Here is a 25,079-nt window from a genome sequence, read left to right on the forward strand (position 1 = left end):
AGCTTATGCCCGAACAGCATTTATATCAAACCGGAATAATAGGAAATTGCGCTTTTTTAGCCCACGTAAATAAAAACACCGATATATCATGGCTTTGCTGGCCACGTTTTGATAGTTCTTTCGTTTTCGGAAGTTTATTGGATAATGAAAAAGGAGGGGAGTTCTCCATTCGGCCGCAAGGCGAATTTTCATCTAACCAGTACTATGTCGAAAATACCAATGTATTGCGTACCGAAATTACAGCCGAAGATGGTGCATACCGGGTTACCGATTTTGCCCCGCGCTTTCACCTATACGAAAGGTATTTTAAGCCTTTAATGTTGATCCGCAAAATAGAACCCTTAAGCGGAAATCCAAGGATAACAATCAAATGTAAACCAGTTTGCAATTATGGTAAAAATGCGATGACGGTGAGTCGCGGGAGCAACCACATAGATTATTCAGGTTGCGATGAAAATATCCGTTTAAGTACGAATGTTTCATTAACTTATATTCTTGATGAGAAAGCATTTGTGCTTAACGAGGCCAAATATCTGGTAATGACTTACGGACAGGACCTGGAAGCACCAATTGTAAGTACCGCAGAAAATTTCCTGCGCGAAACGGTTGCTTACTGGCGATTGTGGATTAAACACTCTTCCATAGCTGGCTTTTACCAGCCTTTCGTTATCCGTTCAGCCCTGGTGCTTAAAATCCATCAGTACGAAGATACCGGAGCAATAATTGCCGCCAGTACAACCAGTTTGCCCGAATCGCCGGGGAGCACCCGTAACTGGGATTACCGCTATTGCTGGCTGCGCGATTCGCACTATGTCCTTACCTCACTCAACCACATCGGTCACTTCGAAGAAATGGAGAAGTACTTTAATTACCTTTCCGATATTTCGCATGCAGAAGATACACGTTACCAACCACTGTATGGCATTGCCGGCGAAAGGAAAATTACCGAAAGGACATTAGATCATCTGGAAGGTTATAAAGGCGAGCAACCCATCAGAATTGGAAATCAGGCTTACGAACACATTCAGAACGATATTTATGGTCAGGTTTTAATTTCAATGCTGCCGTTGTATACCGATCACCGCTTTGTATTTTCCGAACGGAGCGACTCGGTAAAATGGATAGAAAGTGTTTTATCTAAAATTGAAAGTACCATTGATGAAAAGGACGCAGGGATTTGGGAATTCAGGAACATTGCCAATGTGCATTGCTACAGTAACCTGTTTCAATGGGCAGGGGCGCAGGCAGCCCTAAAAATGGCCAAAACCATTGGCAACAAGAATTTCGAATACCGGGCACAAATTTTAATTGATAAAGCTGCAGCACATATCGAAGCTTGCTACGATCCGGAAAGGAAGGTGTACACCAATGCCGTGGGCAGCACACATTTGGATGCCAGTACACTGCAACTGATTATGATGAATTACCTCGACCCTGCATCTGATAAAGCCAAAGATCATTTAAAAGCATTGGAAGCAGAGCTTAAAACCGAAGATGGTTTATTTTATCGTTATCTGCATGCCGATGATTTTGGAAAACCTAAAACTACTTTCTTAATCTGCGCATTTTGGTATGTAGAGGCGCTGGCCTGCGTTGGCCGAACGGACGAAGCCATTAAAGAATTTGAAAATATCATTAAATACTGTAATCATTTATTGCTTTTTAGCGAAGATGTAGATGCCAAAACTGGTAGCCAATGGGGTAATTTTCCTCAGGCTTATAGTCATGTGGGGTTAATGAACGCCGCCTACCGCATTGCAATTAAGCTGGATAGGCCGATATTTTTATAATAATGTGGATTATAAATCCACAGTTACGAGGTCGGGATTACAAATCCCGACCAACCTATGGTTTTTGGGAAACAAGATTAGCTTGTCATCCTGAGCCTGTCGAAGGACGGATTAAATCTTTTTAAAGGGGAAAACCCAGAATGGGATTATTAATCGGCCAACTTCTTGATCGTCATTCCCAGCTTGACTGGGAATCTTAATGCTGTAGCTATTCATTTATTTCGCTTTAAGATTCCCGTTTTCACGGGAATGACGGGTTTGTGTAGCCGGATCAAATCATTTTAAATCTTTTCAAAGGGGAAATCCAGGATGGGATTATTAATCGACCCACCACTTGATCGTCATTCCCAACTTGACTGGGAATCCTAATGCCTTAGCTACACATTTATTTTGCTTTAAGATTCCCGTTTTCACGGGAATGACCGGATTGCATACCGAACCAACGTTTAATTATTGTGGCAACTTTTGCGCACATAAGAAAAACCGCCACAAAGTTGTGACAATTTTTTTTGTGACAATTTTTTCGGTCACAAAAAAAAATGTCACAAAAGTTTTAAATGGTTAAAATAAAATATTAATAAGGCATTTATCCTCGGTTAGTATCTCCATCTATAGAAATAAGGGAGTATCGTTTTGCAGATAGGGCTACTGTAGGTATGTTAATCCGTGGTTGTCGGTGATGACACCGATAGCTAGTGTAAAATGATGTTCCGAACAATATGGTGTACACCGATCGGTAAAAGATTAACCCCGCTCCACAAATTCTTCCTTAACTAAACTCCACAATAATTTCCTCACCTCTTTATAATCGTTAAGGTAATATTTGGCTTCTGATATGTTATTGCCAACCTTAATCGTAAAAGCATCATCAGGTAAGGCCTTAAAAATATCTTCATCTGTATGGTCATCACCCAGCGCCAGTATAAAATCCGGATGTTTATTGTAAAGCCAGTTTAAAGCGGCTTTCCCTTTATTTACCTCCATATTTTTAAACTCAATAACCTTGTTGCCCGGCATCAGCTGCAAACCTTTATCGGCTGCTAAAATTTTTAAATGGCTCACAATTTCATTCGCCCGCAATTCGCCCAACCCTTCATCCGCTTTGCGATAATGCCAAACCAGCGAATAACTTTTTTCTTCAATAAAAGAACCGGGCGTTCTATCGATATAGGTTTCTAAAATGGCTTTCATCTCCTGCTTCCATTGGTCGGTTAAAAGGGGCAGGCAATTCCATTTATCGCCTTGTGTTTTTTGCCAGGCACCATGTTCGGCAATCATATCTACCTTTAAATGTCCGAACCATTTTTCCAGTGTTTCATTTCTTCTTCCACTTATAATTACCACTTTATTGGCTTCATCGCCGGTTAGTTTTTTAATCAGTTCATACAGTTCCTCATCTGGCGATGCATCATCTATATTTCCGGTAAAATCAACCAGGGTTCCGTCGTAATCGAGAAATAAAACACGATTGGCTGTTTGCTGGTAATGCCTGGTAATATTTTCGTTGATCAGGTTTACTGCGTGTTTGGTTAATAATGATTGTTGCGAATTTTTCACTTCGTTTAGTCTTAAAATAAAATTATTGACCCAATGTTTAACATTAAATTTTTGTACAATACCCCGCATGGCTTTCATGCGGGTTTGTTGTTCTGCTAAAGGCATTTTTAAGGCCAGAACAATGGCCTCCATAATATCGCCTATGTTATTGGGGTTTACAATTACTGCATCGGTTAATTCTTTCGAAGCACCTGCCATTTCGCTCAGAATAAGCACACCATCATTGTTTTGCCTGCTGGCCACGTATTCTTTGCTCACCAGGTTCATGCCATCGCGCATGGGGGTAACCAGGCAGATATCGGCAGATGCATATAGTGCCGAAAGTACTTCGATAGGGAAAGAGCGGTAAAAATAATTAACCGGAATCCAGTTAATAGAACGGTAACGGGCGTTCAGGTTACCTACAAACTGATCGATTTGCTCCTTTAAATCGCGATATTGCGGAACAGTATCGCGCGAGGGCACTACCACCATATACAGCTCTATTTTTCCAATGTATTCGGGATGCAATTGCAGCAAGAGATCGAGTGCTTTTAACCGTTCTAAAATCCCTTTGCTATAGTCGAGCCGGTCGATAGAAAGAATCAGTTTAACATCTTCTTTACCCTTGCGGAAATATTCGATTTCTTTTTGAACTTCATCGCGCGAGGTTAGTTCAGAAAATTTATTGAAATCAATGCCCATCGGAAAGGCCTCAACTACAATTTGCCTTTCGTTGCTGTTTAAGATGTTGGCCGATGAGTTTACCGGAAGTAACCGGGTGGCTGTGCTTAAAAAATGGCGTACATCGTCGTAGGTGTGGAAACCGATTAGATCGGAACCGAGCATACCATTTAAAAGTTCGTCCCGCCAGGGAATCAACCTGAATATTTCGTAAGAGGGGAAGGGGATATGCTGAAAAAAACCAATGGTTGATTGCGGTAAATGCTTACGCAATATGCCTGGTAAAAGTAATAATTGGTAATCCTGTATCCATATTTTATCTTTTTTAGCAAGTACTTTTAAAGCTGCAGTAGCAAATTTATGATTAACAGACTGGTAACAATCCCAATAACTTTGTTCGTAATGGGCGTAAGTAACCAGGTAATGAAAAACCGGCCATAAAACTTCGTTCGAAAAGCCTTCGTAATAAAGGTTAATTTCATCTTGTGTAAGAAATACGGGGTAGAGGTTAAGTTTGGCAAGTTTAGCTGTTACTACTTGTTGCCGTTCTTCTGGCACTTCAATTCCGGGCCAACCAATCCATATGGAATTGCCCGATTTATAAACGTCGCCAAGCCCGGTGGCCAGGCCACCCTCGCTTGGGATAAACGTGTACTCATCATTTTCTTCAATAATCTTAACGGGTAGTCTGTTCGATATTATAACTGTCTTCATGCTTATATTTAATGTATCTACATTAATAAAGCCCGTTAAACTGTTTTTGTTTGAATTTTTAGGTTAAAAAACATTCAGATGATTGAGCGAAATATGATTATTGGCGTTGCTTTTGAAAATTAACTGCTGTTGTTGCACTATAGCTACAGTTTCGGTTGTTTACACATAATTAAATACAAGCGAAAAAGTAGTCAGTTCTTTTGGTGCAGATATAACTTCTATACTACCGCGATGCATTTTCATAATGTTGCGGCTAATGGTAAGGCCAATGCCCGAACCATTTTTTCTGGTGGTATAAAAAGGCACAAATATTTTCTCGAGGTCGGCTGCTTCAATTCCTTTTCCGTTATCGCTCACATCGATATATAATTTGGTATGCTCTAAACGGTAAGCTACCGAAATGTGCGGGTTTGCTGTTTCCTCAACCGAATAAATGCTGTTGGTAATCAGATTGATCAGTACCTGTTCAATTAACTTTAAATCGAGCTGAACAGTAATTTTGGATGAAGTTTGTTCTACATCCAGCACTACATTTTTTACCCTGGCAAAAGGCTGCATTAATACTTTGATGTGCTTCAGGATTTCGCCAATGGTATGCGATTCGAGATTTGGTGTGGGCAGCTCGGCAATTAGGCGGTAATCTTTTACAAAATCAAGCAAACCGGCAGAACGTCTTTTGATCGTTTGCAAGGCTGTTTTCAGATCCTCCATTTCAGACATGTCGAGGTTTTCCTTGTCGCTCACCATGCTGTTAATGGTATCGGATAAAGAACTGATTGGGGTAATGGAATTGAGGATTTCGTGCGAAATAACACCAATTAACCGGTTCCAGGCTTCGGTTTCTTTCTGCTCAATTTCATCTTTTATATTTTGAAAACTGATTATGGTATAGTTTTTCCCATATAGGTTCAGTGGAATAACCTCAGTAGAAAGCTGAATGAGTTTATCCTGTATTTTTAATTCCAAAAACCTTTTTCCGCCCTGAACAATGTGCTCTATTTCGTTGGCAAAGGCAGGCAGGTGCTGTTTTAACCTGTGCCAGTATTTATAAGCCGGAATGCTTAATAAGTTGGAGGCTGCCTGGTTAAAAAAGGCAATTTCCTCGTTTTCTTCGGCTGTTTTGGTATTATTGATCACAATTACGCCAACAGGAACCTGCTCAAGTATGGTTTTAATCAATTGAAACATGGCTTCCTGCTCCAGCCTGATTTGTTTATGTACCAGCAGGATTTCGCCAAAAGATTCATATAGCTCCGGAAAACTACCTTTTGTTGCTTTATTCTTGAAATTTAAGGTATGATCGCGCGTTTTTACAGCCAATATAAAGCGTTTAATATCTGATCGGATTTCGTTAATGTAGTAATAAAGGGAAATAATGGCCCCAGCAATACAAATGAAACACCAATAATAGTAAACCAGAGTTGGGTATTACTAATGAGGTAAAACAAAAGATAACCCAGCAGGTTGATAACCAACAGGCGAAATATTAAACGAAAAGTAAAGCGTTTGTAGAACATATTTTAAGGTTAAAGGAAGAAGGTTTAAAGGTAGGGGCATAGCGAAAACTACCTTCTGCCATTTTACCCTCCACCTCCAATTAAATTCCAAATTTCTCAATTCTCCGGTACAATGCGGCACGGGTTAGGCCCAGCTCGGCTGCTGCCTTTGATATATTGCCCTTGTGCTTGTCAATTGCTTTTTGCACCATCATTTTCTCCATATCTTCTAAAGCCATTTCATCAGGCAAGGCAGTATTCTGCGCAAATCGCTGCGGACTTAACTGTAAATCCGCTTCAGAAATGTCGGTTCCATCACTCATAATTACCGCCCGTTCTAAAACATGCTGCAGCTCACGCACATTGCCTGGCCATTTGTAATTTAGGAGTACTTCTTGTGCCTTAGCACTTAAATTACGGATTTCTTTGTGGTATTTAGAACTAAAAACCTGCATAAAATGATTGGCCAGGAGCAAAATATCTCCGCCGCGTTTGCGTAAAGGCGGCAGCAATAACTCAACAGTATTAATCCTGAATAATAAATCCTGCCTGAAGGTATTTTTGGCCACCATCTCATCAAGGGGCATATTGGTTGCTGTAATTAACCGCACATTTACCTTACGCTCTTTACTCTCGCCTAAGCGGGTAACGGTTCTGTTTTGCAAAACACTCAATAACTTGGCCTGAAGCGGTAGGGTTAAATTGCCAATCTCATCTAAAAAAATGGTACCTCCATCTGCCAGTTCAAAGCGGCCGGGTTTATCTTCCCGTGCATCGGTAAAGGCTCCTTTGGCGTAACCAAAAAGCTCACTTTCAAATAAATTTTCATTTAACGAGCCCAGGTCAACATGCATAAATACCTGATTTTTCCGTTGCGAGTTTCCATGTATTTCGTAAGCAAAAACCTGTTTTCCGGTACCATTTTCGCCTAAAATAAGCACATTGGCATCCGTAGGAGCAACTTTTATTAAGGTGTTTTGTAAATGTTTTATTCCTTCGGCCTGACCTACAATGTTATCAAAACCACGGGTCATATCTTTTTGCAGAGAAGAATGTATTTTTTCGAGTTTCTTAACCTTCCGGGTCGATTCGCGGAGTTTAGATGCGGCTGAGATCGTGGCAAAAAGCTTTTCATTTTCCCAGGGCTTCAAGATAAAATCGGTAGCCCCGTTTTTAATTGCTTTTACGGCAAGTTCAACGTTGCCAAAAGCCGTCATTAAAATGACCACATAGTCCTTATCGATCGATAAAATATGTTCGAGCCAGTACAGCCCCTCGCGACCATCGCTTGCACCTTTTTGATAGTTCATATCTAAAAGGATAATGTCGACTTCGTTTTTGCTTAGTAAAACATTGATCTCTTTCGGCGATTTGCAGGTAATCACCTGTTTAACCTGTTGCTTTAAAAATAAACGCGCACTCAATAGAATGTCGTCATCATCATCGATAATTAAAACTGTAGCGTCTAACATAACCTCTCCCTATTAAAGTTACTATACATATATTCTTTTTTACTATCCCTCTCCTGGGGGAGTGAGACAAAATTAACTAAACTGTCCGCTCCCGCACATAAACTGTTCGATAATGAACAGGTTAAAATAGTGAAAACTTTTAAATATTTGATTATTAGTATTTTAATTGTGTTTTTGGGTTTTGGCACAAGCTTGGTTATTAGAGAAACCGAACAGTACAAGCGAACACATGGACAAGAAAATAGAGAAGAAAAGATTTAGCAGAAAAACCTTATTGATGATAGGCGGCGCCGTTGCTTTTGTGGCAATTGTAATTTATGGCTACACCTTATCGCTAAAGAAAGTATACAGTGCCGATGCCGATAAATTAACCATCAGCAAAGTAGAGTTTGGCGATTTTGAAGATGTTGTTTTGTTAAATGCCAGTGTGGTTCCACTAACCTCGGTAATTGTAAGTTCATCAGAAGGCGGAACAGTAGCCGAAATCTTTACCGAAAATGGTGCTTCGGTAGTAAAAGGTACGCCACTGTTACGGATCTCTAATTCGAATGCGATGTTAAGTTACACTTCGAGCCAAACAGCAGCTACCGAACAGATTAACCAATTGCGTAAATCACGTTTGGATTTGGAGCAAAACCAAAGGGTGCTAAACCAGGATTTACTGGATGTTGAAAATAACCTGCGTACAGCGACAAGACAGTTTCGTTTGGATAGTAACCTGTTCAGTAAAAAAGTAATTACGCTGCAGGAATTTAACAAATCGAGTCAGGATTACGAGTATTACCAGGGCAAACGTAAAATTGTAAGACAGGCTATTGCCCAGGAAAACCAAAGCAGAAAAATGCAACTCGCACAAATCGACCAATCGATGGGACAAATGAACGAGAGTTTGGAAATGATCAGGAAAAACATCGAAAATATGACGATCAAGGCACCCGTTTCAGGTAAATTGTCTTCTTACGATCCGGTAATTGGTAAATCTTACAATTCGAACGAAATGATCGGAAAGATTGATGTATTGCAAGGGTATAAATTGCAGGCAGGCGTTGATGAATATTACATTAACAGGGTAAAAGAAGGGCAAACCGCTACCTGCGAATTTAATGGTAAAACCTATAATTTAACCGTGAGTAAAGTAATACCAGAGGTTACAGCAGGGCAGTTTCAGGTAGAAATGGTGTTTAAAACTGCCGCACCTGATGGTTTACGTCGTGGCTTATCACTGCAAACCAAGTTAACCTTGTCTGATAACAGTAAATCGTTGCTTTTGTCGCAAGGGCAGTTTTTTCAAAGTACAGGCGGCTCGTGGGTGTTTGTGGTAAACAACGGCAAAGCGACCAAGAAAAATGTGAAAATTGGAAGGAAAAACTACCTCTACTACGAAATATTGGATGGTTTGCAGAAAGGCGATGAGGTAATAACTTCTTCTTACGATCAATTTAACCAGTACGATCAGGTAGAGATTAATAAATAAGATAAGCGATTGCGATAAGCCTTTGGCAGAAATTTTAAAATTAAATAAACAATATAATCAAGTCTTGCTACTAAATACCAGGTAATCGCTACTAAATACTTATTACTAGTTACTTGCTACTAAAATACTTGCTACTAGCCCTGCAACACTTGATACTCAATACTAAAAGCTATGATTAAAATAGAAAAACTGGAAAAAGTTTACAAAACAGAAGAAGTAGAAACAACAGCCCTTAACGGGATCGATCTTCATGTAAAAGAAGGCGAGTTTGTATCCATTATGGGGCCATCAGGCTGCGGAAAATCTACCCTCTTAAACGTAATGGGCTTGTTAGATAAACCAGAAAGCGGAAGCTACAAGTTTATTGATACCGAGCTTTTAACGCTTAACGATAGAGAACGTTCCAATTTCCGCAAAAGAAATATGGGCTTCGTTTTCCAGAATTTTAATCTGATTGATGAACTTACTGTTTTTGAAAATATAGAACTGCCTTTAATTTATAATAAAGTTCCGGCAACCGAGCGCAAGAAACTGGTTAACGAAATTATTGAGCGGATGAACATTGTAAACCGTAGCGGGCACTTTCCGCAACAGTTATCCGGTGGTCAGCAGCAGCGTGTGGCAGTAGCCCGGGCTTTAGTAACCAAGCCTAAATTGGTTTTGGCCGATGAGCCTACCGGGAACCTGGATAGCTCGCACGGTAACGAAGTGATGGAGTTGCTTTGTGAGTTAAACGAAACAGGAACCACTATTGTAATGGTAACACACTCGAGCCATGATGCCAGTTTTTCTAACCGGATTATTAACCTGAAAGATGGCCATGTAATTTCGGAAAAGATAAACAAGAGTAGAAACGAAGAGCTGATATAGGAAGGAAGGCAGAAGGTCAAGTTATACCAACCTTTAAGCTTCTGCCTTCAGCCATTAAAAAAGATTTTAGTTTAGTTTAATGATAGCCACCCAACAATCTTCCCGGATGGGGAGATTTGGGACAGGCAAGAGAAAGTCTATCGCTGCTCAACCCTTGATATTAACTACTTGATACTAACTACTTGATACTTTATACTAACTACCTGCTACTAACCACTTGATACTCGCTACTAAACACCTGCTACCTAAAGTACCCTAACTACCTGATACAAATAATATGTTCAAATTAAACCTGAAAATAGCCTTACGCAACCTTTGGAAAAACAAGGGATTCTCACTGATCAACATCGGTGGATTAGCCATTGGCCTGGCCAGTTGCCTGATTTTGCTTCTATATGTGGCTTACGAGTGGAGTTACGATAAGCAGTTTACAAATAACGAAAAAACGTATGTAGTTTATCAAAGTGTGGTAGCTAATGGTAAAACCTTCAGCTGGTCGTGGACACCCAATGTAATGGCCGGCGAGCTGCAGGAAAAATTACCCGGAGTAAAATATGCCTCTCATTCAACTTATCCGCAAACGAATTTAATCACTGCCGGCGAAAAAAAGATAAGCAGCAGAGTTGTATATGCTGATCCGAATTTTCTTAAAATATTAGATTATAAATTTATTAAAGGTAACTCAGCCAGGGCTTTAAAAGATATAAATACCATTATCCTTACTAAATCTTACGCCGAAAAATTATTTGGCAATGAAGATCCTGTCAATAAAACTGTAAAGTTAGAAAATGAGGATGTTTTAAAAGTAGAAGCAGTAATAGATGATGTGCCGGCCAATAGCAGTATAAATTTTGAGTGCATTATGCCCTGGGAATTATTCGAAAAAAGAGAAACCTGGGCAAAAGAGGCTAACTGGGGGAACAACATGTGCCTTACCCTGGTACAACTAAAAGATAATAATGCATTTACTGAGGCGAATGCAGATATAAAAGACATTTACAAAAGACATAATAAGGAAATTGTTTCTGTAGCACTACTTCATCCCTTAACTAAATGGCATTTGTATGCCGATTTTGAAAACGGAAAATCAGTAGGCGGTAAAATAGACCAGCTGAAGATATTTTTGTTGCTGGCCTTTTGCATATTATTAATTGCCTGTATAAATTTTATGAATTTATCAACTGCCCGATCAGAGCGCAGGGCTAAAGAAGTTGGTGTTCGGAAAGCAATCGGATCCACACGTAGATCTTTAATAAGTCAGTTTTTTTTAGAATCGCTGCTAATCACATTTATTGCTACAGTGTTTGCATTTATTTTGGTTGAAGTTAGTTTGCCCTATTTCAATAATATACTAAATATCAAACTCACAATTGATTACCACAATAGTTTATTTTGGCTAATCTTAGTGGCATTAATGATTTTTACCGGATTCGTAGCAGGTAGTTATCCGGCATTATATTTATCATCTTTCGAGCCGGTTAAAGTATTAAAGGGCTTTAGCTTGAAAACAGATTCATCCGTATCGATCAGGAAAATTTTGGTGGTAGGGCAATTTGTTTTTGCCGCCTGTTTAATTGTTTGTACGATGGTGATTTACCAGCAGTTAAATTATATTAAAAATAAGCCCATCGGATATAATCAATCCAACTTAATTCAGATAGCCGTTGATGGAAAATTGCGTGATCAGCAAAAACTCGAATTGCTTAAAACGCAATTAATAAAATCGGGTGCAGCCAGTAATGTAACTTTTTTCAGCTCAGACTTTACGGAAGGAGGGAACAATACTACAAATATTGAATGGGAAGGAAAGAATCCGAAAGAATTGATTTCATTTAACCATAGGGGCATTGGATACGATTTTGTTGAAACAATCGGCACAGAAATAATTAGTGGAAGAGAGTTTTCTGCAAAATTTCCGAACGATACAAGTAGCGTTATGCTTAACGAAGCTGCCGTTAAAATGATGAATCTAAAAAATCCCATTGGTGCCACAATTAAATTTTGGGGTACCAGGTTAACCAATGTTGGTGTGGTAAAAGATTTTGTTGTAGAAAGCGCTTATCAAAAAGTAGCACCCATGATTTTCTATTTAAATACGAAAGATAATGCATCAATGATTATTGCCCGTTTAAACCCCAATCAGAATATCAGTTCTTCATTGGAGAAAATAGATGAGTTGGTTAAAGAAATGGAACCCAATTATCCTGTTAACCGAAAATTCGTGAACGAGTCTTTTGAGGTGAAATTTCAGGACGAAAAACTTTTGGGCACGCTTTCTAACTGGTTCGGAGGTTTTGCAATATTCATTTCGTGCTTAGGATTACTTGGTCTTGCACTCTTTATGGCCGAGCAACGCAAAAAAGAAATCAGTATCCGCAAGGTATTGGGGGCCAGTACAACCAATATCCTCACTTTACTGAATAAAGATTTTATTAAACTGGTGGCTATTGCCAATATCATTGCATTTCCGCTGGCTTACATCATTATCAATAAATGGTTATCCGCTTTCGAATATCGGGTTTCGATTTCACCATTGCCCTTTATTGTTGCGATTACACTATCGGTGCTGATTGCCATTTTAACCGTAAGTATCCAGTCGGTAAAAGTAGCCAAGGCTAACCCGGTTGATGCTTTAAAATATGAATAAAGCTGAAAGCAAAAAGACCAAAGACTAAAGTGAGCCACCACGGTCTTGATACTAAATACTTTTATCCTGATACTAAGAGACTGAAAAATGTTCAAATTAAACCTAAAAATAGCCTTACGTAACCTTTGGAGAAACAAGGGCTTCACGCTGATTAATTTGGGCGGATTAGCCATTGGTTTGGCAAGTTGTATGATTTTGCTATTGTATGTAGCCTACGAATATGGCTACGATAAACAGTTTACCGATTACGACAAAACTTATGTATTGTATAATAATCAGAAAACAGCTACAGAAACCTTCAGTTTTATGGCTTTTCCCGGGAAGTTGAAAGATGAAATCAGCGAGAAAGTACCTGGTGTTGCGCAGGTTAGTCGCCTGTCTTACCCAGAAGAAACGCTCCTGTCATACAACCAGAACAACTTTAAAAAGAGTGCAGTTTTTGGCGATCCCGGTTTTCTCAGGATGTTCGATTATAAGGTTTTAAAAGGGAATAAAAATACCTTTTTACAAAGCACTGATGGTGTGATTTTATCAGAAACCCTGGCTAAAAATCTTTTTGGTAATGAAGATCCTCTAAACAAAACAGTAAAGCTTGATAATAAAGAGAATTTAAGGGTAGAAGGAGTTATAGCAGACCGCCCTAAAAATTCGACTCTAGGGATTGATTATATCATGTCGTGGAAACTGTACGATAAGCTAAATCCGTGGACCCAAACCAGTGGCTGGGGTAATAACTACTGTATGATGTTTGTTCAACTGCAGGACAATGCGACTTTTGACCGGGTTAACAATCAGCTAAAAGGCATGATTAAGGCACATGATAAGGAGGCTACAGGCGAGCCCTTTATGCACCCGCTTTCCAAATGGCATCTGTACGATAAATTTGAGAACGGCAAAAATGTTGGTGGAAGAATAGACCAGTTGCGGATATTTTTTCTTTTAGCCTTTTGCATCCTCCTTATTGCATGTGTTAATTTCATGAACCTTTCTACAGCCAAATCCGAAAAAAGAGCACGCGAAGTTGGAGTACGAAAAGCCATCGGTTCATCACGTAATAACCTAGTAGGTCAGTTCATGTTCGAATCCGTTTTGCTTACCACGCTGAGTATGATGGTCGCTTTTGTATTGATCGAAGTTAGTTTGCCTTATTTTAACAACCTGTTAGGCATCACGCTAGGGATCGATTACAGCGATTATAAATTCTGGTCAGTATTTTTAGGTTTAACATTGCTAACCGCCATCATAGCAGGAAGCTACCCTGCATTTTACCTTTCTTCTTTCGATCCGGTTAAAGTGCTCAAAGGATTTAAACTCTCGGGCGGTTCATCTTTATCCATCCGTAAATTTCTGGTGGTTTTCCAGTTTGTGTTTGCGGCCTGTATAATCGTTTGTACCGCGGTAATTTATCAGCAGTTAAACTACATTAAAAATAAGCCAATAGGATATAACCGGACAAATTTAGTGCAAATTCCTACCGAAGGTGAGTTTGCAAAGCCCGAAAAACGTAAAATACTGCGAGATGAATTAATGAAAGCAGGCGCCATAACTGCTTTTACAGAGTATAGCCAATCTCTAACTGCCGGTGGCAACAATACCTATGGCATAAGCTGGCCTGGTAAAAACGCTAAAGACAAAGTACTAGTAAATTTTAGGTTTACCAATCTCGATCTGACCAAAACCACTGGAATGGAAATTTTGCAGGGAAGGGATTTTTCAAAAGAGTTTGTCGATACTGCCAATGTCCTGGTTAATGAGGCACTGGTTAAGGTAATGGGCATGAAAGATCCGGTTGGTAAAATGATTAGCTGGGACCAGCCAATCAGGATTATCGGAGTATTGAAAGATTATGTAATGGAATCGCCTTATCAGAAAGCTGCGCCATTGCTTATTGCGCAGAATCCTGATCGCGCTACCACCATCATTATGCGTTTAAACGATAAAAATAACATTACAACATCGGTTAATCAGATTAGCGAAGCCATTAAAAAATTAAATCCATCTTATCCGGCTGAGGTTAAGTTTGTGGACGAAAATTTTAAGGCAAAATTTAGAAACGAACAGCTATTGGGCACACTTTCTAACTGGTTTGGTGGTTTTGCAATATTTATTTCTTGCTTAGGATTACTTGGTCTTGCACTATTTATGGCCGAGCAGCGCAAAAAAGAAATTAGTATACGCAAGGTATTGGGAGCCAGTACAGCCAATATCCTCACTTTACTGAATAAAGATTTTATTAAACTGGTGGCCATTGCCAATATCATTGCATTTCCGCTGGCTTATATCATTATCAATAAATGGCTTTCCGCTTATGAGTACAGAATTAATGTTTCTGCTTTGCCTTTTATTGCTGCCATTACCTTGTCGGTGCTGATTGCCATTTTAACAGTAAGTATCCAGTCGGTAAAAGTAGCCAAGGCTAACCCGGTTGATGCTTTAAAATACGAGTAAAGCTGAAAACAAAAAGACCAAAGACTAAAGTGAGCCACTGCGGTCTTGATACTAAATACTTTTATCCTGATACTAAAAACTAAAAAATGTTCAAATTAAACCTAAAAATAGCCCTGCGTAACCTTTGGAGAAACAAGGGGATTACTGCCATTAATGTTGGTGGTTTGGCCATTGCTTTAGCTGCGTTTATTTTAGTAATGCTGTATTTTACTTACGAAACCAGTTTCGATAAGTCTAATCCGAACTATAAAAATATTTATGTTGTTGGGCGGATATACCCCGATTTTAAGACCAATTATACCCCGCCACCATTAGCAAAGGCAATTAAACAACACTTCCCCGAAGTTGAAAAGGCAGGTATCACCAAAGGTAGCTTTTTTGAACTTGTGCTTAAAAACGGCAAAAACACCATTTTTACCAATAATTTCATGCAGGCCGATTATGCTGCTGCCGAAATACTAGATTTAAAACCAACTGGTGGACTGGAAAGACCTGCGGGTAATGAAGAACGTGTTTCCTATTTAAGCAAGGAAAGTATGAAAACACTTTTCCCAAATAAAACAGATAATAAGCCTGAAATGGTGATCGTGGGAAGCAGTGTTATGGGGATAACCAGTAAGATTAATGGCTCAATTGTAAATAACACCCATTCAAATGTAACTTTCGATGGTATTTCAATTGGGAACGAGATAGGGCAGGGCGAAAATTATGGCCATAACAATTACACCACCTACATACAGGTTAAACCTGGAACTGATGTTGCCAATTTAACAGAAAAGATAACCAGCTTATATCGGGCAGAGTTACTGAAAGAAGAAACGGATCGGGAAACGATTGATAAAATAAAAGGAATCTCTACGTTTTTAGATCCCTTATCAAACCAGCATTTAAAACCTAAAGCAGGTAACGATGCACCTTATAAAATACTGATTGCACTTTCGGTTTTAGGAGTTCTGATTTTGGTAATTGCCAGTGTTAATTTTACTAACCTAAGTATTGCGCAGGCCACCAAACGGGCAAAAGAAGTTGGTGTTAAAAAAGTAATGGGGGCATATCGTTTCCAGTTAACTACACAATTTCTGGTCGAGATTTTAATGCAATGCTTTGCTGCTACCATATTGGCCTTAATTTTGGCTGAGCTTGCTTTGCCGGGCTTTAACAACCTGTTTCTTTTAAAGCTTTCTATCTGGCATGTAGATAATGGTTTGCTTTGGCAACTGCCTTTAATTTTACTTTTAATCACATTGATTGCAGGCATTTACCCGGCAATGGTTTTATCGGGTTTTAAGCCTGCACTGGTTTTAAAAGGCAATTTTTCTACCAGCAAGCAAAGCTATTGGTTACGCAATGGTTTACTGGTTTTTCAATTTAGCATTGCTGTTATTTTTATTATTGGCTTGTTCATTATCAATGCCCAGCTAAAATACATGCGTAGTCAGGATTTGGGTTTTAAAGCCGAACAGGTGGTTTACATTAAAAATATTAATTTGTTTAACAACCCGGCCAAATTTGAGCCAGTAAGAGAACGCATGTTAAAAATACCTGGTATAAAATCGGCAACAGTAGCAACCGGAATTCCGAATGGCGCAGCCAACGGAACCAATACCTATACCTCAAATGGGGTACAAGCCAGTATTGATTACCTGGATGTAGATTTCGATTACTTCGAAACCTTGGATATCAAGTTAAAAGAAGGTCGGTTTTTCTCCAAATCCTTTAAAACCGATACAGCAAATTCGGCCGTAATTAACGAGAGTGCTGCCGCCAAATACGGATTAACCAATCCGATTGGCCAAACCATAAGCGGTTGCCATACCGATTATAAAATAGTTGGGGTAATTAAAGATTTTAAGGCCCAGGGTTTCGAAAATGCCACCCAGCCAACCATTTACGCCATTAAAGATCCTTGCGGAAATGCGAAGATGGAAATCATGCTTAAAATTGAAGAGAATAAAATGGCGAGCGCATTGGCAGCATTAAAAGCACAATGGCCGGAAATTAACAAACTGGATGGAGAAGATTTTCGCTATGCGTTTTTAGATGAGCTTTACGGTAAACTCTTTAAAAAACAAGAACAGCTGCAGTCTGTCTTCTTCGCCGCTGCGGTGCTTACCATTTTTATCGCTTTGCTGGGTTTATATGCTTTTGCCAAATACATTACCAATGGCCGTTTAAAAGAAATTGCCGTGCGTAAAATATTGGGTGCAACCGATGTGCAGTTGCTCAAACTAATCAATAGTTCATTTTTTATCCTGGTGGTTATTGCCAACGTTATTTCATGGCCAATTGCCTACGTTATTACCAATATGTGGCTCAAAACCTTTGCATACCGGATCGATTTTCCTGTTTTGCCCTTTGTAACCACCACATTGATTACCATTTTATTAACCATTATAACCGTAAGCATACAGGCTAAAAAGGCAGTTAATGCCAACCCGGTTGATGCTTTGAAATACGAATAAACCAATTGGCAGTTTTCAGTTGGCAATTTAACAATTAACCAGTTTAACAATTAATACAGTTAACCCTACGATGTTCAAATTAAACTTAAAAATCGCATTACGGAACCTGTGGAAGAACAAAACCTCTTCTTTCATTAATGTAATTGGTTTGGCCATTGGCCTGGCTGCCTGTTTAATGTTGTTGCTTTATGTAACCTACGAATGGAATTTTGATAAGCAAGCTAAAAAATCGGCCCAGGTTTATACCACCATGACCAACATTGAGAGCGACAATAAGAAAATTTCGGGCACTTTTGAAGGTTCAGTTACCGCATTTGGACCGGCAATAAAAGCAGCTTTGCCTGAGGTAATGTATACTGCCCGTATGGATTATGGCAAAGAAAATCTGATTGCAAATGGTACGAACGCATTTAAACGGAAATCAAAATTTGCCGAGCCCGATATCCTGAAAATGTACGATTATAAATTTACCAGCGGGGATGCTAAAACAGCTTTGAGTAGTCCAAATTCAATTGTGTTAACCGAATCTACAGCTAAACTTTTATTCGGTAATACCGATGTTTTGAATAAAGTGGTACGGTTTAAAGATAAGTACGACCTGAATATTACTGCTGTGATTAACGATCTGGCAGAAAACAGTTCGAATAAGTTCGATTATTTAATGCCTTGGTCGTTTTACGAATCGATAGATGAAAGCGCAAAATCGGTTAATTGGGGGAATTACAGTTACATCACGTTGGTAATGTTAAAGGAAAATGCCGACTTAACTGCTGTAAACAAAAAAATCATGGGGTAATTAAAACAAATACCCAGGATGATTTCCAAATACAGGCATTATTCCCTTTAAGTAAACTACACCTCTACGGAAAATTCGAAGATGGAAAAAGCACTGGCGGAGCTATTGAACAGATATATCTTTTTATTGGCCTGGCCTTTGGCATCCTTTTAATTGCCTGTATCAACTTCATGAACATGGCCACGGCCAAATCAGAAAAAAGGGCCAAAGAAGTAGGAATAAAGAAAACCATTGGCGCAAACCGCAGTTCGTTAATTCTCCAGTTTTTAACAGAATCGATGGTGCTAACATTTATTGCGGTAGTTATTGCCATCGCCCTGCTCGAAATCTGCCTGCCGGCCTTTAATCATTTACTCAATATTAACCTGGGCATATCTTATTTCAATGTAAGCAGTTGGATAGGAATTTTGGCCATTGTATTTGCTACAGGCTTAATTGCAGGAAGTTATCCGGCATTTTATCTTTCTTCCTTTAATCCGGTTCAAACCCTTAAAAGAAAAATAGGTGCAAAAGGATTGTGGTCGGTTAGTTTGAGGCAGGTACTCGTTGTAGGGCAGTTTTGTTTTGCCATTATTCTGATCATTTCAACCCTTGTTATTTACCGTCAGATTCAGTTCATTAAAAACAGGCCGGTTGGTTTCGATATCAATGCTTTAGTCGAAATTCCGCAGGATGGCGAGTTGAAAGGGAAGTACGAACTGTTAAAAAGCGAATTACTTAAATCAGGCGCTGTTTCTGCCATGTTCCAGTCGTCGGTAAGTTTATCGCACCATGGCTCCAACTTCATGGATATGGCCTGGGAAGGAATGACTAAACCAACCAACACTGTATTATTTAATCAGGTAGCTACCACATACGATTTCATCAAAACCAATGGAATTAAGCTAACCGATGGACGTGATTTTTCAAAGCAATTCGCTTCCGATTCAGTAGGCGTATTAGTAAGTGCTTCGGCAGTAAAGGTTTTTGGTTATAAAAATCCGGTAGGTAGAACTGTAAGTGCTTTTGGCGATAAATACCACATCATTGGTGTGTTTGACGATTACGTTTGGGACTCACCTTATAAATCGAACAATCCGATGCTTGTATTTTTCGACCCACGCAGAACCGGATACATTACCATGCGTTTAAACGAAGAAAACGGCTTGCAGCGCAACATCGAAACAATAAGCAAAGTTACCCAGGCATTAAATCCGGCTTTTCCGGTCGAAATAAATTTCCTAAACACTTTGTACCTGGATAAATATAAAACCGAAAAAACACTGGGAGTACTATCTAACCTCTTTGGTGGCCTGGCTATTTTCGTTTCCTGCTTGGGTTTATTTGGGTTAGTTGCCTACAGCGCTGAACAACGTACCAAGGAATTTGGTGTACGGAAGGTTTTGGGTGCATCGGTTGCCAATTTAATGCAGTTGCTATCGCTTTCTTTCCTTAAAATGATTGCCGTAGCCATTGTAATTGCTATACCAGTAAGTTATTATGCCATGGGCAGGTGGCTTATAAAGTTCGAATTTCATACCGATATCAGCTGGTGGATTATGCTTGTGGCAGCTATGGGTACCTTATTGATAGCCTTAATTACGGTGAGCTTTCAGGCCTATAAAACTGCGAAGGCTAACCCGGTAGATGCTTTGAAATACGAATAAACCAATTGACAGTTTTCAACTGGCAATTCACAATTAACCAGTTTAACAATTTATACAGTTAACCCTACGATGTTCAAATTAAATCTAAAAATCGCATTGCGCAACCTGTGGAAACACAAAGGCTTTACGTTAATTAATGTAGGTGGCCTGGCCATCGGCATGGCTTGCTGTTTAATGTTGTTGCTGTATGTAAATTACGAGTGGAGTTTCGACAAGCAATATAAAAATGCAGATAAAGTGTATTTTGCCGCATTAAACCTGAAATTTAACGGTAAACTGGCTACTACAATGGCCGTACCGAATAAGTTGGCTAATGCAGCCGCAACAGAATTGCCAGGTATTAAAAACGCAGCACGTATTTCTATGCCCGGTGGCTCCAGGCTTTACAGTCACGATCAGAACCATTTTAAGCTGGAAGCACTGAGTGTAGATCCAGCTTTTCTGAAAATCCTCGATCAGAAATTTATTTACGGCGATCCCGAAACAGCATTGGCCGAACCCCATAATGTGCTAATCAATGCCTCTACTGCTAAAAAGTTATTTGGCGATCAAAATCCACTTGGCCAAAGCATTACTTACGACAATAAGATAAGTTTGAAGGTGAGTGCAGTGATTGAAGATCTGCCTAAGAACCAAAGTATTCAATTTGATATTTTACAGCCATGGGCATTTCTAGAACAGGAAAACCCAGCAGAGAAAGAATATGGTTGGGGCGCTATTACCTGCTTAACTATATTCCAGCTGAAAGATAATGCCAATTTAGAAGCTACGAATACAGCCATTAAAAATTTTGTGGTAAACAAAGAACCTAACCTGAAGGAAATGACCTACCAGATTTTTCTTTTTCCACTGGCTAAACTCCATCTGTACGATAAATTTGATAATGGAGAATCGACTGGCGGTAAAATAGATCAGCTAAAATTATTCGTTTTTCTAGCCATTTGCGTGTTGCTTATTGCCTGTATCAATTACATGAACCTTTCTACCGCTAAATCTGAAAAACGGGCGAGGGAAGTAGGGGTACGTAAGGCTTTAGGCTCTACCCGCAATACCATCATGGGACAGTTTATGATCGAGTCGCTTTTGTTATCGGTTCTGGCCATGGCCATTGCTTTTATTACGCTCGAGGTTTCTTTGCCTTATTTCAATAACCTGCTTGATATTTCGATTAAGATCGACTACAGTTCATATCAGTTTTGTGGATTGTTACTTTCGATGGTATTGATTACCGGCTTACTTGCCGGAAGTTACCCTGCTTTCTATCTTTCCTCTTTTATTCCTGTCAAAGTACTTAAAGGTTTTAAAGGCTCCACCGGTTCACTTTCTATCCGCAAAACATTGGTGGTGGTGCAGTTTAGCCTTTCTATTTGTATGATTATTTCGGCCATTGTAATTTACAGCCAAATTCAGCACCTTAAAAATAAACCACTGGGCTTCGATCAAACTGCGCTTGCTCAGATTGATCTGGAAGGCGAGTGGGCCAAGCCGGAGAAGCTCGCACTGTTTAAAAATGAATTGCAAAAAGCAGGAGCTATTACCTCGGCTACAGAATATGCTGGCTCATTTACCAGCGGCGGCTCTATTACGGGCGATATTTCATGGCCCGGAAAGCCTAAAAATGATGTTTCGATTATTAATTATAGAAGCACTGGTTTCGAATTCGCCAAAACTACCGGTGTAAAAATCGTAGCGGGAAGAGATTTTGATCCTAAATTTTCTGCCGATACTGCCACCTCACTTTTACTTAATCAAACCGCTGTTAAAACCATGGGATTAAAGAATCCGGTTGGCACTGTGATTCATTGGGGCGATAATCCACCGCTTAAAGTAGTAGGCGTAGTGCAGGATTATTCAAATGAATCTCTTGCTTCCAAAATACAGCCAACAGTTTATTATTATAACATCAAGACCAGCAAGGTTTTATTGCTTAAACTAAACCCTACGCAATCGTTAGGTACTTCTGTTGAAGCGATAAAATCGGTTAGCAGCCGTTTAAATCCTGCTTATCCGGTTGAAGTAAAAATGGTTAGTCAGGGGATGGCCGAAAAACTCCGTAGCGAAAGGTTGCTCAGCGTACTTTCTAACCTGTTTGGCGGCTTTGCCATTTTTATTTCATGCCTTGGCTTGCTTGGCCTGGCCTTGTACACTGCCGAACAGCGGAGCAAAGAAATCAGTATCCGTAAAGTTTTAGGAGCTAATCTTTCTGACATTCTGATCCTGTTAAACAAAGATTTTATGAAACTGGTGGTAATAGCCAATCTGATTGCCATTCCGGTGGCTTATATCCTTGTGGCTAAATGGCTGGAGAAATACGATTATAAAATTTCGATCAATCCATGGCCCTTTTTGCTGGCGCTTTTAACCTCGGTACTCATTGCCCTGATAACAGTAAGCATGCAGACTTTTAAAGTTGCCAAAGCCAATGCCGTTGATGCACTAAAATACGAATAAGGATAAAGGTAGAGGAAAGGAAGGTAGGCGGCTCTAATGTCCAATCCTGTCTCCCAATCTTTAATCTTAAAATATGTTGAATTAAACTTTAAATTATAAATAATGGTGGGTAAGTTGATAATAGGTAAGCATAAGGGTTAAACGCCCAGTCCTTCAACCTTCTGGCCTTCCAACCTTCAACCTTAAAACAATGTTCAAACTTAACCTAAAAATAGCCTGGCGCAACCTCTGGAAAAACAAAGGTTATACGCTCATTAATATTCTTGGTCTTTCTATCGGGATGGCAAGCTGTATTTTGATCTTTATTTTTATTCGTTATCAGATGAGTTTTGATGAGGGTTTTAAAAATGAGGACAGAATTTATCGGGTAGTTTCGACCTGGGATTATGCCGATGGAAACCAGTTTTCTTCGCAAGGTGTTCCTTTGCCGCTTACTCCTGCCATGCGCAATGATTTTTCACCTTACATGGAGAAAATTTCGGCGATAGAAAATGGCTCAGGATTAATTAAAATTACAGATAACAACGGGAAGGAAAAGCTAAAAGCAATAGAAAATGTATTCTATGTGGAACCCGATTTTTTTGAAATTTTCAGCTACAGCTGGCTTTCAGGTAATTTTAATTCATTGGCTAATCCCGGCAATGCAGTGTTATCTAAAGAGATGGCTACAAAGTTTTTTGGCGATTGGCAAAATGCTTTAGGTAAAAGTTTAAGTTTTGATGGAAGTATAAATTATACGGTTAGTGGGGTAATTGATGATGTTGCAGAGAATAACTCAGTTCCGCTAAAGATTATGCTCTCTTATAAATCATTCAAAAATAGAAATTTAACCAACTGGGGTTCGGTTGGATCTAATTCTGAGAGTTACTTTAAACTGAAACCAAATATTAAGATCGATGCGCTTTCAGAACCTTTAAAAGCTTTTATTAAAAAGTATTATGTAGAAAAGGCACCAGGCAAAGAAGGACATTTGTTTCAGCCCTTAAACGATATCCATTACAATCCTAAGTATGGGAATTTTTCGGGCAGAATTATGCCGAAGAAACAACTTTATGGCCTGGCTGTAATCGGGTTTTTCCTCATCATCACGGCATCAATAAACTTTATCAATCTGGCAACAGCACAGGCAGTAAGCCGTTCAAAAGAAGTAGGCGTACGCAAGGTAATGGGCAGTCAGAGAAGCCAGCTTGTTGTACAGTTTTTAACCGAAACGTTAACCATAGTAGTTATTTCATTGCTAATTGGTTGTGTGCTAACCGAAATTGCTTTGCCCGGAATGCAGCGCCTTTTTAACTCAAAAATCTCTTTCAGCATTTTTCAGCATCCCATTATTCTGGTTTTCATGTTAGGGCTGGTTGTTTTTGTGAGTTTCCTTGCCGGATTTTATCCTGCCGTTGTCATGTCTCGTTTTAACCCGGCGCTGGCCATCAAAAATAAAATCGCAGCCAATACAGGTGGACTGGGTTTAAGGAAAATTTTGGTTGTTGTGCAGTTTGCACTAACGGTTACCTTAATTATAGGTACGTTGGTTATCCTTAGCCAAATGAAGTACATCAGGGAGCAGCCGCTTGGTTTTAATCCAACGGCCATTGCCATGGTCGATTTGCCTAACGACAGCCTGACTACACCACGCTTTTCCAGTTTCAAAGCACGGTTAAAGCAGGTTCCGGGTGTCCAGGAAGTAAGTTTTTGCCGTACAGCCCCTTCATCTCAAAATAACAACGGAAATACCTTTTCTTACAATGGAGGTAAAGATGTAGACTTTCAGATAAATACAAAAAATGCCGATGAGGACTACTTAAAAACCTTCGATTTAAAACTTGTTGCCGGTAGAAATCTGGTTAAATCAGATACCGTAAATGAGTATTTGGTAAACGAAACCTTATTAAAAAAACTGAATATAAGAAACCCTAACGAAGCCATCGGGAAAGTAATTTCGATGGGTGGAATGAAAGCTCCGGTTGTGGGTGTGATACAGGATTTTAAAAATAAAAGTTTGCACGAGGCGATCGATCCGATTTTGATAGGCGCACTTAAACCCAGGTTTTTTTATGCTGCCATCAAATTAAATTCAAAAGAAATGATGGGTACAATGAAAACGGTAGAGAAAATATGGCAGAATACCTTTCCCGAATCGGTTTATAACGAATCATTTTTAGATGATGAAATTAATAATTATTACCAGGGAGAAAAGATAATGGGAACCTTGTTTGAAGTTTTTGCAGGCGTAATCATTTTTATCTCTTTTATCGGTTTGTTCGGACTAATTTCATTCGTTGCCACCCAGCGCACAAAAGAGGTAGCCATCAGAAAAGTTTTAGGTGCATCTACAATTGAGCTGGTTAAAATGCTAAATGGTTCGTTCCTGATGATGGTTTTTATTGCCAATGTAGTGGCCTGGCCATTGGCTTATTTATTTGTGTCGAAATGGTTAGCTGGTTTTGCCTACCGGATTAATATCAGTATCTGGCCGTTTGCACTGGCAATGGTTATATCCATGGTAATTACATTAATTACGGTAAGTCTCCGCTCTTATAAAGCTGCAGTTGCCAATACCATTGATGCACTTAAATACGAATAAAGCAATTGGCAG

The 25,079-nt window shown here is 39.4% G+C and carries 13 protein-coding genes; 10 read left to right on the plus strand and 3 right to left on the minus strand.

Going from position 1 to position 25,079, the window contains the following annotated elements:
* Positions 1-5 precede the first annotated feature (5 nt).
* Positions 6-1,790 carry a glycoside hydrolase family 15 protein gene (locus G7074_RS18805; protein ID WP_124562598.1) on the plus strand — a complete coding sequence of 595 codons (1,785 nt, stop codon included), beginning with the start codon at positions 6-8 and terminating at the stop codon, positions 1,788-1,790.
* A gap of 744 nt (positions 1,791-2,534) precedes the next feature.
* Here the strand turns inward: G7074_RS18805 and G7074_RS18810 are convergent.
* The 3 genes from G7074_RS18810 to G7074_RS18820 all read right to left on the minus strand — a co-directional run bounded on the left by G7074_RS18810 (position 2,535) and on the right by G7074_RS18820 (position 7,692).
* A complete protein-coding gene (locus tag G7074_RS18810; RefSeq protein WP_166210530.1) occupies positions 2,535-4,724 on the minus strand; it encodes a bifunctional alpha,alpha-trehalose-phosphate synthase (UDP-forming)/trehalose-phosphatase in 2,190 nt (729 codons plus the stop codon).
* A gap of 159 nt (positions 4,725-4,883) precedes the next feature.
* On the minus strand, positions 4,884-6,044 hold the full coding sequence (locus G7074_RS18815; RefSeq protein WP_240916352.1) for a PAS domain-containing sensor histidine kinase: 1,161 nt from the start codon (positions 6,042-6,044) through the stop codon (positions 4,884-4,886).
* 277 nt (positions 6,045-6,321) lie between these two features.
* Positions 6,322-7,692, minus strand: a complete 1,371-nt coding sequence (locus G7074_RS18820; RefSeq protein ID WP_166210533.1) for a sigma-54 dependent transcriptional regulator — start codon at positions 7,690-7,692, stop codon at positions 6,322-6,324.
* Positions 7,693-7,921: 229 nt separating this feature from the next.
* On the opposite strand from G7074_RS18820, the gene G7074_RS18825 reads away from it, so the two are divergent.
* The 9 genes from G7074_RS18825 to G7074_RS18865 all read left to right on the plus strand — a co-directional run bounded on the left by G7074_RS18825 (position 7,922) and on the right by G7074_RS18865 (position 25,067).
* The gene (locus G7074_RS18825) at positions 7,922-9,166 is read left to right on the plus strand and encodes an efflux RND transporter periplasmic adaptor subunit (RefSeq protein ID WP_124559585.1); all 1,245 of its coding nucleotides are present in this window, start codon (positions 7,922-7,924) and stop codon (positions 9,164-9,166) included.
* A gap of 171 nt (positions 9,167-9,337) precedes the next feature.
* Positions 9,338-10,036, plus strand: coding sequence for an ABC transporter ATP-binding protein (locus tag G7074_RS18830; protein WP_124559586.1), 699 nt, complete (start codon positions 9,338-9,340; stop codon positions 10,034-10,036).
* Positions 10,037-10,313: 277 nt separating this feature from the next.
* Entirely contained in the window at positions 10,314-12,683 is a 2,370-nt protein-coding gene (locus tag G7074_RS18835) for an ABC transporter permease (protein ID WP_124559587.1), read from the plus strand.
* A gap of 87 nt (positions 12,684-12,770) precedes the next feature.
* Positions 12,771-15,131, plus strand: a complete 2,361-nt coding sequence (locus tag G7074_RS18840) for an ABC transporter permease (protein ID WP_166210536.1) — start codon at positions 12,771-12,773, stop codon at positions 15,129-15,131.
* 86 nt (positions 15,132-15,217) lie between these two features.
* Complete coding sequence (locus G7074_RS18845) at positions 15,218-17,593, plus strand: ABC transporter permease (protein ID WP_124559589.1); 2,376 nt, start codon at positions 15,218-15,220, stop codon at positions 17,591-17,593.
* 70 nt (positions 17,594-17,663) lie between these two features.
* Positions 17,664-18,389, plus strand: a complete 726-nt coding sequence (locus G7074_RS18850; RefSeq protein WP_166210539.1) for an ABC transporter permease — start codon at positions 17,664-17,666, stop codon at positions 18,387-18,389.
* On the plus strand, positions 18,305-20,035 hold the full coding sequence (locus G7074_RS18855; protein ID WP_166210542.1) for an ABC transporter permease: 1,731 nt from the start codon (positions 18,305-18,307) through the stop codon (positions 20,033-20,035). The genes G7074_RS18850 and G7074_RS18855 overlap by 85 nt, the downstream gene beginning before the upstream one ends.
* Before the next feature lie 69 nt (positions 20,036-20,104).
* Positions 20,105-22,486 carry an ABC transporter permease gene (locus tag G7074_RS18860; RefSeq protein ID WP_166210545.1) on the plus strand — a complete coding sequence of 794 codons (2,382 nt, stop codon included), beginning with the start codon at positions 20,105-20,107 and terminating at the stop codon, positions 22,484-22,486.
* Between the two features lie 190 nt (positions 22,487-22,676).
* Positions 22,677-25,067: an ABC transporter permease gene (locus G7074_RS18865; protein ID WP_124559592.1), complete on the plus strand. Its 2,391-nt coding sequence runs from the start codon at positions 22,677-22,679 to the stop codon at positions 25,065-25,067.
* The last annotated feature ends 12 nt before the right edge of the window (positions 25,068-25,079 follow it).

Source organism: Pedobacter sp. HDW13, from assembly GCF_011303555.1.
Classification (GTDB): domain Bacteria; phylum Bacteroidota; class Bacteroidia; order Sphingobacteriales; family Sphingobacteriaceae; genus Pedobacter.

Bases quoted from the DNA above. Each gene is read 5' to 3' on its own strand.
- G7074_RS18805 (WP_124562598.1), top strand. From the start codon at position 6: ATGCCCGAACAGCATTTATATCAAACCGGAATAATAGGAAATTGCGCT.
- G7074_RS18810 (WP_166210530.1), bottom strand. From the start codon at position 4,724: ATGAAGACAGTTATAATATCGAACAGACTACCCGTTAAGATTATTGAA.
- G7074_RS18820 (WP_166210533.1), bottom strand. From the start codon at position 7,692: ATGTTAGACGCTACAGTTTTAATTATCGATGATGATGACGACATTCTA.
- G7074_RS18825 (WP_124559585.1), top strand. From the start codon at position 7,922: ATGGACAAGAAAATAGAGAAGAAAAGATTTAGCAGAAAAACCTTATTG.
- G7074_RS18830 (WP_124559586.1), top strand. From the start codon at position 9,338: ATGATTAAAATAGAAAAACTGGAAAAAGTTTACAAAACAGAAGAAGTA.
- G7074_RS18835 (WP_124559587.1), top strand. From the start codon at position 10,314: ATGTTCAAATTAAACCTGAAAATAGCCTTACGCAACCTTTGGAAAAAC.
- G7074_RS18840 (WP_166210536.1), top strand. From the start codon at position 12,771: ATGTTCAAATTAAACCTAAAAATAGCCTTACGTAACCTTTGGAGAAAC.
- G7074_RS18845 (WP_124559589.1), top strand. From the start codon at position 15,218: ATGTTCAAATTAAACCTAAAAATAGCCCTGCGTAACCTTTGGAGAAAC.
- G7074_RS18850 (WP_166210539.1), top strand. From the start codon at position 17,664: ATGTTCAAATTAAACTTAAAAATCGCATTACGGAACCTGTGGAAGAAC.
- G7074_RS18860 (WP_166210545.1), top strand. From the start codon at position 20,105: ATGTTCAAATTAAATCTAAAAATCGCATTGCGCAACCTGTGGAAACAC.
- G7074_RS18865 (WP_124559592.1), top strand. From the start codon at position 22,677: ATGTTCAAACTTAACCTAAAAATAGCCTGGCGCAACCTCTGGAAAAAC.